The 13,793-nt window shown below is 39.3% G+C and carries 12 protein-coding genes; 10 read left to right on the forward strand and 2 right to left on the reverse strand.

Going from position 1 to position 13,793, the window contains the following annotated elements; all coding sequences use genetic code 11:
- The first annotated feature begins 134 nt into the window (after positions 1–134).
- The 6 genes from AC4E8B_RS10415 to AC4E8B_RS10440 all read left to right on the forward strand — a co-directional run bounded on the left by AC4E8B_RS10415 (position 135) and on the right by AC4E8B_RS10440 (position 6,073).
- Positions 135–842: a response regulator transcription factor gene (locus AC4E8B_RS10415; RefSeq protein WP_490218756.1), complete on the forward strand. Its 708-nt coding sequence runs from the start codon at positions 135–137 to the stop codon at positions 840–842.
- Entirely contained in the window at positions 839–1,837 is a 999-nt protein-coding gene (locus AC4E8B_RS10420; protein WP_490219617.1) for a sensor histidine kinase, read from the forward strand. Before AC4E8B_RS10415 ends, AC4E8B_RS10420 begins: the two co-directional genes overlap by 4 nt.
- Positions 1,838–1,922: 85 nt before the next feature.
- On the forward strand, positions 1,923–2,687 hold the full coding sequence (locus AC4E8B_RS10425; RefSeq protein WP_490218758.1) for an ABC transporter ATP-binding protein: 765 nt from the start codon (positions 1,923–1,925) through the stop codon (positions 2,685–2,687).
- On the forward strand, positions 2,662–4,524 hold the full coding sequence (locus tag AC4E8B_RS10430) for an FtsX-like permease family protein (RefSeq protein ID WP_490218760.1): 1,863 nt from the start codon (positions 2,662–2,664) through the stop codon (positions 4,522–4,524). Before AC4E8B_RS10425 ends, AC4E8B_RS10430 begins: the two co-directional genes overlap by 26 nt.
- 133 nt (positions 4,525–4,657) lie before the next feature.
- Positions 4,658–4,984, forward strand: coding sequence for a hypothetical protein (locus AC4E8B_RS10435; RefSeq protein ID WP_490218761.1), 327 nt, complete (start codon positions 4,658–4,660; stop codon positions 4,982–4,984).
- Positions 4,985–5,359: 375 nt separating this feature from the next.
- Complete coding sequence (locus AC4E8B_RS10440) at positions 5,360–6,073, forward strand: hypothetical protein (RefSeq protein ID WP_490218763.1); 714 nt, start codon at positions 5,360–5,362, stop codon at positions 6,071–6,073.
- Positions 6,074–6,439: 366 nt separating this feature from the next.
- Here AC4E8B_RS10440 and AC4E8B_RS10445 read toward each other — a convergent pair whose 3' ends face one another.
- On the reverse strand, positions 6,440–6,598 hold the full coding sequence (locus AC4E8B_RS10445; RefSeq protein WP_490219619.1) for a YjcZ family sporulation protein: 159 nt from the start codon (positions 6,596–6,598) through the stop codon (positions 6,440–6,442).
- Positions 6,599–6,787: 189 nt separating this feature from the next.
- On the reverse strand, positions 6,788–7,618 hold the full coding sequence (locus AC4E8B_RS10450; RefSeq protein ID WP_490218765.1) for a protein-glutamine gamma-glutamyltransferase: 831 nt from the start codon (positions 7,616–7,618) through the stop codon (positions 6,788–6,790).
- A 366-nt stretch (positions 7,619–7,984) separates the two neighbouring features.
- Between AC4E8B_RS10450 and AC4E8B_RS10455 the strand changes: the two genes are divergently transcribed.
- From AC4E8B_RS10455 to AC4E8B_RS10470, 4 genes are all read left to right on the forward strand, one after another.
- Positions 7,985–9,679 (forward strand): M3 family oligoendopeptidase, encoded by a 1,695-nt coding sequence (locus AC4E8B_RS10455; RefSeq protein WP_490218767.1) that lies wholly within the window; start codon positions 7,985–7,987, stop codon positions 9,677–9,679.
- 205 nt (positions 9,680–9,884) lie between these two features.
- Positions 9,885–10,868 carry a tRNA dihydrouridine synthase gene (locus AC4E8B_RS10460; protein WP_490218768.1) on the forward strand — a complete coding sequence of 328 codons (984 nt, stop codon included), beginning with the start codon at positions 9,885–9,887 and terminating at the stop codon, positions 10,866–10,868.
- 232 nt (positions 10,869–11,100) lie between these two features.
- A complete protein-coding gene (locus AC4E8B_RS10465; RefSeq protein ID WP_490218770.1) occupies positions 11,101–12,468 on the forward strand; it encodes an excalibur calcium-binding domain-containing protein in 1,368 nt (455 codons plus the stop codon).
- Between the two features lie 347 nt (positions 12,469–12,815).
- Positions 12,816–13,790 carry an SIS domain-containing protein gene (locus tag AC4E8B_RS10470; RefSeq protein ID WP_490218772.1) on the forward strand — a complete coding sequence of 325 codons (975 nt, stop codon included), beginning with the start codon at positions 12,816–12,818 and terminating at the stop codon, positions 13,788–13,790.
- Positions 13,791–13,793: the final 3 nt, after the last annotated feature.

Raw genomic sequence — 13,793 nt, forward strand, 5'->3', positions numbered from 1 at the left:
TTTAACTCCTATTTACATTCTATAAAATCAAAGGTAGGGGAGAAATTGATTTCACTTACAATTCCCTTACAGCACTGTAAGGGTGATGGGTTTACTAATCTATGTCATAATGTTCCTAAGAAAGGAGAGAGACTATGCAAAAGATTATGATTGTTGAAGATGATCTTAAGATTGCAGACCACCTAGAATCCTATATCAATAAATATGCTTACGTGACTATCAAGGCAATGAATTTCGAGAACGTTATGGAGACCTTTCTTGAACACAAACCAGACCTTGTGCTTTTAGATATTAATCTTCCTAGTTTTGACGGTTATTATTGGTGCAGACAAATTCGTAAAGAATCAATATGTCCTGTCATCTTTATTTCCGCCCGAATAGGGGAGATGGACCAAGTGTTGGCAATAGAAAATGGCGGAGATGATTTTATTACAAAGCCCTTCCATCCGGAAATCGTTATGGCCAAGGTACGAAGTCAGCTTCGCCGGGCATATGGGGAATATGCGAATCAAACAGTTGAGCGGGTACTAGAGACAAAGGGGCTGCAGTTGTTTCCTGAGAGGCTCGAACTGAATTTTAAGCACCAAACCATTACCTTATCCCAAAATGAAGCGGATATCATTGAGTACTTAATGGAACGTTATCCCCGAGTTGCAGGGCGTGAAGACATACTTGAAAAGCTCTGGGACGAACAAGCATATGTGGACGAAAACACCTTGAATGTGAATATGACTCGCGTCAGAAGGAAACTTGAATCTATTGGTATTAAAGGTGCGATTGAGACCGTAAGAGGTGCTGGCTATCGGCTTAATGACATATGGCAGGAAGCGAATCAAAAATGAAATTATTTATCAGAGAACATCTCCTCCTAATATTCGCACAGTTAATTCAGTTTACCCTTATTTTTGGTATTTATTGGCTGGATGGGTACCGCCAACTAAAACCAGCTTTGTATGGGATTTTCCTGGGCTTTTTTGTTTTAGGATGCTATCTGTTCTATCAATATTATAGTCGTCGCCAATTTTATAGCCGTCTTAATCAACCCCTTGAGTCATTAGATGGGTCTTTACAAGAAACAGAACAAACTCCCGTATCAGAAGCACTTAAAGTCTTATTAAGGGAACAATATAAGCATTATCAAACACAAATAAAAAAATTAGAGTCTGCTCAAGAGGAGCATCTAAAGTTCATAGAACAATGGGTTCATCAAATGAAAACACCCTTGTCAGTCATTGAGCTATCTGCCCACAATCTAGATGAACCAGACTCTTCTGATATTCGTGAGGAAACGGACCGAATGAAAACTGGCTTGAACACGGTTCTTTATATGGCGCGTCTCCGTTCTATTGAACAAGACTTTCATATCAAACCGGTAGTCCTATCGAAAATAATTCATGAAGTTAATGGGGAGAATAAACGCTTTTATATAAGAAACAAAGTGTATCCGAAGCTTCAAATCGAGAAGGAGCTTACGGTTGAATCAGACGAGAAATGGATATACTTTATGCTCATGCAGCTAATCAATAACGCCGTAAAATACTCTGCAGGAAAAAGCATCCATATCCTTTTATCCCTATACGAAAAGGATAATGAAGCAGTATTAGAAGTAAAAGACTATGGTGTCGGAATACCTAATACAGATATAAAGCGAGTTTTCGCACCTTTTTTCACAGGAGAAAACGGGCGGGAATTTAGAGAATCTACTGGGGTGGGTCTATATCTAACAAAGGAAGTAGCGGAGTATCTCAGACATCGGATAGAGGTTGATTCAACAGTTGGAGAAGGAACAGCGTTTCGTATTATTTTTCCAGAAACGCAAAACCTTACACCCCTGTAAGAAAAGTGAAAGCTTAATCGATTTTTCACTTGGTGATTTAAGGATATACTAATCACAGATCTAAGTAGTGAAAGGAGATCTTGTGATGCTAAACGTAAAGCAAGTCAGTAAAATTTATGAAGGTAAGGTCGCCTACCGAGCGTTAATGGATATTAATTTGAAGATTGACGAAGGAGAATTTGTAGGAATTATGGGTCCATCCGGAAGTGGCAAGACTACCTTACTTAATATGATTGCCACAATCGATGAACCGACAACTGGTGAAGTATTAATCAACGGAAAGAACCCGCATAGACTAAAAAAAGATAGATTAGCAGAATTTCGCCGTCGTGAGTTAGGCTTTGTCTTTCAAGAATTTAATTTATTACACACATTAACAGTAGAAGAAAATATCGTCCTTCCCCTAACATTGGATGGGAAAGCAGTATCGGAGATGAAAAGAAAAGCAGCAGAAATTGCTGAAATACTTGGAATCACAGCAATTCTAAATAAAAGAACATATGAAATTTCAGGTGGACAAGCGCAAAGAGCGGCTGTCGCCAGAGCCATGATTCATTCACCAAAGCTTCTTCTTGCTGACGAACCGACAGGGAATCTTGATTCCAAGTCTTCAAAGGACGTTATGGGGATGCTGCAAGAAATTAATCAAAAAAAGCAAACAACGATGATGCTGGTGACTCATGATCCTCAATCAGCAAGCTACTGTAATCGAGTCGTCTTTATCCGTGATGGGAAATTTTATTCGGAAATCCATCGCGGTGATAATCGCCAAGCCTTTTTCCAAAAGATTATCGACACACTTTCTTTAATGGGAGGGGATGGGCATGACCTTTCGCAAATTCGCATTTAATAACGTTTTTCGAAATAAACGTTTATATGCAGCGTACTTTTTAAGCAGTATGTTTATGGTGATGGTCTTCTTCACCTTTTCTATTTTTTCATTTCACCCAGCTTTAGGTAGCTCAATAAACACAAGCTCCTATATAGGTATGAAAGTATCATCTAGCATCATTTTTGTTTTTTCATTTTTCTTTATCCTCTACTCCATGAGCTCTTTTTTACAATCGCGAAAGAAGGAGTTCGGATTGTTAATGATGCAGGGAATGTCCATGAAGCAAATTCGTTCCATGGTATTTTTAGAAAATATGGTAATTGGATTATTAGCAACTATAAGTGGAATTGTACTTGGACTCGTTTTTGCTAAAGCTATTCTTTTGCTAGGTGAAAATTTGCTCATTCTTAACGAAAAACTAAATTTCTATATTCCAATACAAGCCGTTCTTTTGACACTTGCTGCTTTTATAGCTTTGTTTTTCTTTATTTCTTTGTTTGTTTCCTATATTCTACGAAGCAATAAACTCATTACTCTTATTAAAGGGAACGAAATGTCTAAGGGCGAACCAAAAGCAAATATCTTCTTAACAATTCTTGCCGCTGTTTTACTGATAGCTGGTTACGGTACAGCCGTGTTAGCAGAAACTGATATGGTAATTAACGTCATGATCCCTGTCATAATTATTGTGTCGATTGGCACCTATTTGTTTTTTACGCAATTAAGTGTATTTGCCATCAAACGATTAAAAACAAAGAAAAAGTTTTTTTGGAAAAACACCAATATGATTCTCTTCTCAGACCTTTCATTTCGAATGAAGGATAACGCACGTACTTTCTTCATGGTAGCGATGGTTTCGACAGTTGCTTTTAGTGCAATCGGAACTTTGTACGGATTTCAATCTGCGTTTGTAAAAGAGGCCTCAAAAACGAATCCGTTTACATTTTCCTATGAATCTTACGGAGAAAATGAAGAGCATGATGTACAACTCATTAATGAAGTGTTACAAAAAGAAAAAGTTAAAGCCCACTCTGAACATATGATGTGGACCTCATATGAAATGTCAACAGGCTGGACCTTAATTGCAAAGGAATCCGATTTTAACCGCTTCGCTAAGCTTATTGGGGAAGATAGCATTGAGGTGGAAGAAGGACAATTAATTGTAGTCGAGTATCCAGACTCAAAGCTTAGTGAAACAGAAGCTTTGATGAAGCAAACGGTAGAGCTGAATTCAGGAATTACCTTGCAGCCAAGAAAGGTTCTAGTCTCTAAAGCCTTACCTGAGCAATATTCTTATTATGTTATTTCTGATCAAGACTATGAAAAACTTCCGAAACCAATTGACGAGATGAGTTTTTATGCTTGGCAAGTAACAGATGGGGAAGAAAGGGTATTTGCTGTTTCAGAAGAGCTCTATCCTCAGTTGAACGATTACCAGTTTAAACCTACTGAATATAGGCTCTATGTTAAGGAGAAACAGTATGCATCCATTATGTTTGTTGGATTATTTATCGGCATCGTCTTCTTCGTATCAGCAGGCAGCTTCCTCTATTTCCGTTTATATATGGATTTAGAAGAAGATAAACACAAGTTCAAGGCTATTGCTAAGATGGGGCTGACAGAAAAGGAATTAAAGAAGATTCTCAGTAGACAGACAATGATTCTTTTCTTTGCACCCATCATTGTTGCCATTATTCATGGTGCAGTCGCACTTACCGCCTTATCTCACCTATCTAAATTAAGTCTAGTGAAGGAATCAGTTACCGTCCTTTCTGTCTTCTTTGCCATCCAAGTACTGTACTTTTTCATTGTTCGCTATTTCTATACAAAACAAGTTAAAGCAGAGGTACTTTAATCAATGAAAGAAAAAGCCCCTTTTAAACTAACGGTGCAGATTAGCTCAATAAGTGAAAGGATAATATCACCATTTTGTAGTATTATGGAGAAAGATAACTGAATTAATACAATTTAATATAAAGAGGGTAATTATGATGAAAATTAATTTAATGATTTTTATATCATCCATAAAAGAACAAAAAGAAAACAATATCGGAGAAATAGTGATAAAAACATTTGAATCTAACATTCGTCCTGTAAAAGGGGACATTTTAGATGATCCAGGATTCCATCCAGGATTTCATAATGGCTATGAAGTTGTTAAGGTTACAATGAATTATGCCTTAAATGAATGCTGGGTTTCACTATGCCCCCTTGAGTTAGAACGGGAAGAAATCGAGATAGAGACCTATATAGAGGGACTTAAAGTAAACGGTTGGTGTGTTGTCTCAAAAGAAGAAATCAGAAAAAAGAATTAAAGAATTAGAAAAGAGATCGTGAAGATTTGTACTATAACTAAACCACTTCAATTTCCTTTAGCGAGGGCATCTATATCATCTGCAATCCTATATGCCCTACAACAAGATGGTGGATTTGAAAATGTCTTTCAAACAACTTCGTTCACTATTGTAGGATTTGTAGTGCTACAGTTCCTATACTGTATAATCTTTCGAACTAGATATATTAAAAACCTGAAGGATTATGTTTATCGGTAAGATTTTCGATGTATAGCTTGTTTAAATAAGGATATGAAAAGCTGTCAATGTGACAGCTCTTTATTTTGTTTAAAATGGGGAAAATATATTTTCTTTCGTAATTTTTGTGCCATAGTGATGGTAATAGGAGGAATCATTATGAAGAAAAAGTTAGTATTGATGCTTACATATATATGTACAATTATTTTATTGACGCTTACAAGATTTGATCCAGAAGAATATATAATGCGGGATGTCTATATGGCGGCTTTAACTGGTCTTATTTATATTGTCTTTACAATTGGATGGGTAAAGCTAGTGCAGCAAACAAAGTTTAAAGCGTTTCATAAATGGCTATTTGTTGTTATCACATGGCATGCATTATTAACAATTGGAGATATTTTATTTTTGCAAGCAACGCCGATTGTGTTGATTATGCTAGGGATGCTACTTTGTCTACTTGCATACCTTTATGTTTATCGCACAAATAGGATGCTAGTGGATGCATTAACAGCGGCTCTATTATTCGTGACGCTATACATTGCGATGCGATTTGACCATACTATTATTCCAGGAGGGGTATTTGGCGGTATCGTCATTTCAATGCCATTTTTAATATTTGCGGCAAAAAAATCCTTACGTGTAACACAAATTGTAGGACGTCTTGTGTTTTTCTTAATGGCTTTCCCCATTTTATTTCTTACACCTGTAACGCCAATCATCGCAGAGGAAGGCTATTTGTTGTATTTAATAATCATTATTTTCATTATGGCATTTGTATTCAGACGCAAAATTGAACTGCTATTGCCACAGCAAGCTATGCCTGTATTATTAGTAGTTACTTTTATTATGTATGTTGTAAAGTTTTTTTAATATCTCATAAAAATTTGGGTTGAGGAGAAAGTAAAAATTTTTCATTCAGCCCAATGGATGCTATTGTTCAAAACGAGCCGCCAGTCCCAGGTGGTTTTTTACCTGTAAAGGGCAATCGGGTTGTATAAGACACGATTCTTTATAGTAATAGAAAGAAGCTATTGCATTAAATTGCATTAAAAAATGTTTAAACAGCTGCCACTCCAAGAATAGCAGCTCTTTGATTAATATTTGAATAGGATGAAATAAATCCCTTAATAGAATATTACATTTTTGTATTTCTTAAATAAAAATAAGGCTTGAGGAGTTCCCCAAGTCCCTAGGTTGATCATTATTTCCCATTATTCTTACCTATAGGCATTGAAGTTAGCATTTGTTATCGGAGTAAAAGCCTGCCCCCACAATGATAAGTAAAATAAACAGAACTACAATTAAGAAAAAATCGTTACGATTACTAGGGCAGCTGTAGCTATATGCAGGATATGGAGCTCCATAATCATATGCTGGGGATGTATAGGCAGGCATTGGAGCGGCATTTGGAGCAACGTTTGGAGGAACATTTGCACTAAGAGTCGGCGGGGCGTTTAGATTTGAATACATTTATCATACCTCCCTCGAGTAATGAATTTCTCTATATAGTACTCTCGAAGGTGAGTTTGGAGCCCGTCTATAAAAAAATGGGCGGATGTCTGGGTTATTTGATATGACCGGCTATTAGATTGAATAATAGAGATAGTGTACATATGAAATGGAGCTTTTGTTATGATGCACGATTGGACGCTGTGGTTTGTATGCTGCGCTGTTCCTCTGCCAGCCTGCCGCTCTTAATAAATACTTGAAAGAAGGCCTGGTCACCAATTTTGTTATATATGCTGATTGCTGGCTGTCCGGCTTTCTCGTCTCATTAAGGAGCCGAATCATTTCTTCTGATGTCCTTATATTAAATCCGTGTCCAAACAGCCTGCCATCCTCAAGGAGCACAGCATTAACACCCCTGAAATGTGGTGTTTTTCGATCAAAGTCAGGATTATTTACGTACAGGACGTCTCCAGGTATAAAATGATCAGAGTAAAAGGTGATGATGCCCAGGTCTGTATCTGTATGCCAGCTGTAAAGATACAGATTTTGAAACAGTGAATTAAACCTTTCGCTGCCGATACTATTCAATATGGCATAGTAATAGATGATTGGAATAGCTGTGGCACATTCAAATGCATAAAATGAACCGTTCCGATAAATATCTATAATTGCATCAGCCGGCCGCACATCAGGCCTTATAAGGAACCCGCCTGCTCTTGTTAATTGCCAGTACCTGGGATTGCAGCGGGCATATTCAAAGCTTGTAAACACAGCCTGACTTTTGTCCATTTCTTTCGCACTTTGAATGATGTTCTTCCGCACTGTAAGTTCAAAAAATAATTCATACTCGGAATTATAAGAATACAAAACTGGTGCAGACTGCATCTGCTGCATGATCGTCTTCTCAACACTTCCAAGCTGGCCATTTTCTTGATTTTGAAAAGGTACCCCTGATATCTGGATCATACAATCCCCCAATTCCTATTTAGCTTTTCTTTGCGCTCATATCTATCGTATTCTCTTATTTATGAATCATGTTAAAAAGAGCCAAGGGGTCAGGTCCCTTGGCTCAACAAACAAATCCGCTAAGGTTACTGCATTACTACAGCTCGGTGAAGATTTGAAGAGGGAATAATTAAACATTGGAAAAGTACGTGTTTCATATGAAGATGGCTTCAATGCCGCTTCCTTAGCTATTTTTGATAATTTAGCACAACAACAGCGAAATTATATTTCGAATAACGAAATTTTTTTCAAAATTAAAAGGATTTTGTCTCATTCTGCCGAAATATGTACGTATGATGTTTTTACTACATAAGGAGGATCCTTTTCATGAACTTTAATGATTACCCATACACAAGACCCAATATGGAAGAGGTAGAAGCAAAATTTAATCAATTATTAGAGAAGTTCCAATCGGCTGAGTCCTTTGAGGTTCAGGACGGAGTAATGAAGGAGATCAATGAGCTGCGTTCTGAGTTTGACAGCATGAGAACGATTGTTCAAATCCGTCAGACAATTGATACAACAGATGAGTTTTATAAGAAAGAAAAGGATTTTTTCAATGAAGTCGGACCAGCCTACAAGGGTCTAATCACAAAATTTTATGAGGCCCTTACTGCTTCTAAATTCCGCTCTCAGCTGGAGGATAAGTGGGGGAAACAGTTATTTTTATTGGCGGACAGTCAATTAAAGACATTTTCTCCTGATGTGTTGAAGGAGATGCAGGAAGAAAACAAGCTGGTTAGTGAGTATGTGGATTTGCTTGCTTCAGCTAAAATCCCATTTGGTGGGGAAGTAAAAAATCTCGCTCAGTTAGTTCCTTACCATCAGTCACCTGACCGCAGCATCAGGAAGGAATCCAATGAAGCAAAGTACAGCTTTTTTGTTGAGCATGCCGATCAATTGGATGATTTATATGACAAGCTTGTAAAAGTGCGTACCAGTATTGCCAAAAAGCTGGGATTCTCTTCTTTTACAGAGTTAGCTTACGCCAGGCTTTCCCGTACAGATTATGATGCTGAAATGGTTGCAAAGTTCCGTGACCAGGTGAAAGAGTACATTGTTCCATTAGCTACCAAACTCAAACAAAGGCAGCAGGAACGCATTGGTGTCGATACTTTCAGATATTACGATGACAGCTTCAGCTTTAAGACAGGAAATCCTGATCCTAAGGGAGATGCAGAGTGGATTGTCGATCAGGCGAAGAAAATGTACGAGGAAATGTCTCCGGAAACGAACGAGTTTTACACTTATATGGTGGAAAACAACCTGATGGACCTGTTAAGTAAAGCAGGTAAAGCTGGCGGCGGATACTGCACCTATATCAGCCAGCATAAGTCACCATACATTTTCGCAAACTTTAACGGAACCAAAGGTGATGTTCGTGTATTAAAGCATGAAGTGGGGCATGCGTTCCAGGTATTTGAAAGCCGTGGATTTGAAGTGCCTGAGTACGGTTTCCCTACGCTGGAAGCATGTGAAATCCATTCGATGAGCATGGAATTCTTTGCTTGGCCATGGATGGACCTCTTCTTCGGGGAAGATACGGATAAATACAAGTTCTCTCATTTAAGTGAAGCGGTTCTGTTTATTCCTTATGGTGTAGCAGTCGATGAATTCCAGCATTTTGTGTATGCCAACCCGGAAGCAACTCCAGCTGAGCGCAAGAAGGCTTGGAGAGAAATCGAGAAGAAGTACCTGCCGCATCGCGATTATGAAGGAAATGACTTCTTGGAAAATGGCGGCTTCTGGCAGCAGCAGGGACATATTTACAAAGTTCCTTTCTATTATATCGATTACACACTGGCCCAAATCTGCGCGCTGCAATTCTGGAAGCGTACGCAGGAAAATACCGAAGAAGCCTGGAAGGATTACCTGCACTTATGCAAGCAGGGCGGAAGCCAGTCATTCACAGGTCTAGTCAAAGAAGCGAATTTGATTTCTCCGTTTGAAGATGGGTGTGTGAAGTCGGTGATTGGTGAAATTGAGGCTTATTTGGATACTGTTGAAGATAAGGCGCTTTAAAAAACATAAGGGGATTGGCCGGTTTGTGAGGGCCAATCTCCTTTTTTGCTTCAACTAAATATAGTTGGGAATATTCAAAATTTACTTTAGTTTGATAAACCTTGCCCAATCGTGCTATAAGTGTATATGGAGCAAAAATTTTTGCCTAAGTTCTGGGATGAAAGTATGATAGAATATCCCATAATGAAAGGATTTGAATGTCAACATGACTAACAATTTCTGGCGTGAATTGCCACGGCCATTTTTTATACTTGCACCCATGGAAGATGTGACGGATGTTGTGTTCCGCCATGTCGTGAGCGAAGCCGCTCGGCCTGATGTGTTTTTTACTGAGTTTACGAATACGGAAAGCTATTGCCACCCGGAGGGAAACCAAAGTGTCCGCGGGCGGTTGACTTTTACCGAAGATGAGCAGCCGATGGTTGCCCATATATGGGGAGACAAGCCAGAGTTTTTCCGGCAGACAAGTATTGGTGTGGCGGAGCAGGGTTTCCGCGGCATTGATATCAATATGGGATGCCCTGTCCCGAATGTGGCCCAGAGAGGAAAGGGGAGCGGCCTGATCCTCCGTCCTGATGTGGCTGCAGATATCGTGCAGGCAGCAAAAGCGGGCGGATTGCCTGTCAGTGTGAAGACAAGGCTTGGCTATACTGAAGTAGATGAGTGGCACGACTGGCTCACACACATCCTGGAACAGGATATCGCTAATCTGTCGATCCATCTTCGGACTCGAAAGGAAATGAGTGAAGTGGATGCGCACTGGGAGCTGATTCCGGAAATCAAGAAGCTTCGTGACCGTGTAGCACCGGATACCCTTTTGACCATCAATGGTGACATACTGGACCGTCAAGCCGGCCAGCAGCTGGTTGATCAATATGGTGTCGATGGTGTGATGATTGGCCGCGGTATTTTTAAGAATCCATTTGCCTTTGAAAAAGAGCCGAAAGATCATACACCTAAGGAACTGCTTGATCTCTTGAGATTGCACCTGGATCTTCATGATAAATATTCGAAAGAACTGGAAGCACGTCCATTCAGGGCTCTTCACCGCTTTTTCAAGATTTATGTGAAAGGGTTCCGGGGTGCGGGTGAATTAAGGAATCAATTGATGAATACAGATACTACGGAAGATGTGCGTGCGCTGCTTGATAGCTATGAGAGCAAGATTGAGGAAAATGTTGCTCAGTAAATAAGAGGCTGACTGAGGTATACAGGTCGCTCCTTGATCACAGCAGTTATTATTAAGACTTCAACAAAATGTTGAGGTCTTTTTTCTTTGTACCTCTATCCCATATATACCAATCATTACCTCATCTTTTTTCACCACCCCAATGACATATTCTGCAAATAATATGCTACCATACTCAAGGGTATAATTGCTCATAACAACTAGAGATATAACACAGGGGGAAACATCAAAAGTGGACAAGTGGATTGGGAACCATCCGACCGTGTCGCAGAAGGCGCTTAAAGCGAAGTATAAGAATATGCTTGAGGCGAACAAATGGGGATTTCTGGGCGAATATGAAAAAAAATTAAAGATTATCCAGGGTGAATTTAGTAAAGAGAAGCAAGGTATCCTGGCACTTACTGATAGACGAATGATATTAATCTCACAATCTGATAATAGTTCGCATCCCTATTCTTCTATACATAGCATCCGTATGAAGCAGGATGAAAAAAATAAACATGAATGGAAGCTGAGCTTTTATTCGCGTATAGGTTTTGTTGCTGTAGATAAGATTTCGAAGAATGATGACTTTGATGAATTTTTCTATATTCTCAACCAAAAGGTTCAAAATCCGGAGCGCAGTGTTAGAACAACAGTGACACATGATTTCAATTACTTTTTGCATGCAGAGCGCTTGAAAGAATTAAGGAAGCAAGGTGTGGTTCTTACTCCTTTTTTGCAGAAGAGGGATGATCAGGGAACCAAGTCAAACGGTCTGCGGCTGCTGAAAGAGAGGCACCCGCATGCCCTATTTATCATCCAAGGAAGTTATACAAAAGAAAAGACCGAAGGCAATTTTATTGTTGTTGATGACGCAGTTTATCTCTATCAATATGACGATAAAGAAAAGAGGGCAGCCCTTCTATACAGTTGGACATTTGGAGCTTTTAATGGAAGTACGATCGATTATTTTGCCCTTAAAACAGCCGTTGCTTTTGATGGCGGGGAGCTGACTTTCAATTCCAAAGGAAAAGAGTTTGCTGAACTGCTCAATGGAAAAGGCGCCTTTTTCACGGTTCAAAAAAGGAAGTGGCATCAGAAAATACTCGGTTTTCGGAGCGGCAAGCTCTGGAAGAAGGGCATAGCCTCTCTTTCTTACCTTCTCATTTTAACTTTTGGCCTGACGATGATTTTTTGGGAAGCAGAGGCTGATGAAAAAAAACCATCACACCAGGAAAGTGTGAATGCCGAATCCAATAAAGCTGCGGGTGAATCAGAAGAAAAAGCCCGTTTAGCCGCGGAACAAAAGAAGAAGGAAGAAGAAGCCGCGCGACTGGCTGCAGAGAAAAAAGCGAAAGAAGAAGAAGCTGTCCGCATTGCAGCTGAACAAAAGAAACAGGAAGAAGCCTTGCGTCTTGAAGCAGAGAGAAAAGCAAAAGAAGAAGCAGCCCGTCTTGCAGCGGAGCAAAAGAAAAAAGAAGAAGCTGCAGCAGCCAGCGTGTTTTATAAAAATTGCTCTGCTGTAAAAGCTGCAGGAGCTGATCCGATCAGGACCGGTGATCCCGGGTATTCAAGAAAACTTGACCGTGACGGGGATGGAGTAGCCTGTGAATGGTAATGGTGATTAAGGCTTCCGGATCCTTTTTTAGCTAAATAAAATTCAACGAGGTGTCTGCCACTTCCCGTTCTGTCGACTATGACAAAAAGGAAGAGGCAGGCATCTTTTTTTTTCAATTAATGACAAATAATTCACTTGGAATTCTACTATAAGATATAAAACTTGTCATAATTTGTTTATTAAAAATATTAAGAAAATTTTAAATATACAGTTGACGTATAACATCATATGACGTACTATAATTATCAATATGATGTTATAGGACATCATAAAAAACCGGAGGTGCTAGTATGACACAATCAGTTTCTAAATCGCCAATCAAAAACAATAGTAAGGAGGGGGGAGTAATGAAACAGGAACATACTAATCAAATCCAATTAGCCATTGAAGCCATTGAGAACAAAAATATTCAGAATGTATTTTTCGTAGCCTGCGGCGGATCGATGGCGTCTCTATCTTTTGGAGATTATTTCATCACAAAAGATACAGGGAAACCGAGCTTTGTTTATACTTCTAATGAATTTATCCATTTAAATCCTAAAGCACTAAATGAAAACAGCTTAGTTATCCTGCGCTCACATTCAGGGACTACGCCAGAAACAGTTAAAGCAGCTACATATGCCCGGAATAAAGGGGCTCTAACTGTCGCCATCTCTATGGATGTTGAATCTCCGCTCTGCAAAGAAGCAGAATATGTCCTTCACTACAATTACAAAGATGGATCAGATGCCATTGACGGTGAAATCGGTATTTATTATACATTCATTTTCAAGCTGTTAAAGATTTTTACTGGTGACGAAAAGTATGATAGAGGAATTGAACAGTTAAGCAATATCGGAGATTTGATTGAGAAGAATCAGCAGCAATTTAGAGAAGCTGCCTTTGAATTCGGGAAACGCAATAAGAGGGAGAAGACCATTTATACGATGGCAAGCGGCGCTTATATCCACCATGCCTATTCCTTCACCAGCTGCCTGCTGATGGAAATGCTATGGATCCATTCAAATGCTATTCATTCAGGAGAGTATTTCCATGGCCCATTTGAAATTACAGACTTTGATGTGCCATTCCTCTTGATTGCAGGTGAGGGCCCAAGCAGGCCATTAGATGAGCGGGCACTGGATTTCGTAACTAAGTACAGTGAGAAAGTAGAAGTAGTAGATGCTTCTAAATTTGATTACAGCGGAGTCGATGAAGATTTGAAGGAGTACTTTGGCCCGGCCTTAACAGGTCCTGTCATGAGGCTTTATGCTGATGGCCTGGCAGAACATACTGGACATCCTCTTTCAGTAAGAAGATACATGTGGAAAATGGAGTATTAATTC

Source organism: Bacillus sp. SRL543, assembly GCF_984799205.1.

Bases quoted from the DNA above. Each gene is read 5' to 3' on its own strand.
- AC4E8B_RS10440 (WP_490218763.1), top strand. From the start codon at position 5,360: ATGAAGAAAAAGTTAGTATTGATGCTTACATATATATGTACAATTATT.
- AC4E8B_RS10450 (WP_490218765.1), bottom strand. From the start codon at position 7,618: ATGATCCAGATATCAGGGGTACCTTTTCAAAATCAAGAAAATGGCCAG.
- AC4E8B_RS10420 (WP_490219617.1), top strand. From the start codon at position 839: ATGAAATTATTTATCAGAGAACATCTCCTCCTAATATTCGCACAGTTA.
- AC4E8B_RS10425 (WP_490218758.1), top strand. From the start codon at position 1,923: ATGCTAAACGTAAAGCAAGTCAGTAAAATTTATGAAGGTAAGGTCGCC.
- AC4E8B_RS10415 (WP_490218756.1), top strand. From the start codon at position 135: ATGCAAAAGATTATGATTGTTGAAGATGATCTTAAGATTGCAGACCAC.
- AC4E8B_RS10445 (WP_490219619.1), bottom strand. From the start codon at position 6,598: ATGCCTGCCTATACATCCCCAGCATATGATTATGGAGCTCCATATCCT.
- AC4E8B_RS10455 (WP_490218767.1), top strand. From the start codon at position 7,985: ATGAACTTTAATGATTACCCATACACAAGACCCAATATGGAAGAGGTA.
- AC4E8B_RS10460 (WP_490218768.1), top strand. From the start codon at position 9,885: ATGACTAACAATTTCTGGCGTGAATTGCCACGGCCATTTTTTATACTT.
- AC4E8B_RS10470 (WP_490218772.1), top strand. From the start codon at position 12,816: ATGAAACAGGAACATACTAATCAAATCCAATTAGCCATTGAAGCCATT.
- AC4E8B_RS10435 (WP_490218761.1), top strand. From the start codon at position 4,658: ATGATGAAAATTAATTTAATGATTTTTATATCATCCATAAAAGAACAA.
- AC4E8B_RS10430 (WP_490218760.1), top strand. From the start codon at position 2,662: ATGACCTTTCGCAAATTCGCATTTAATAACGTTTTTCGAAATAAACGT.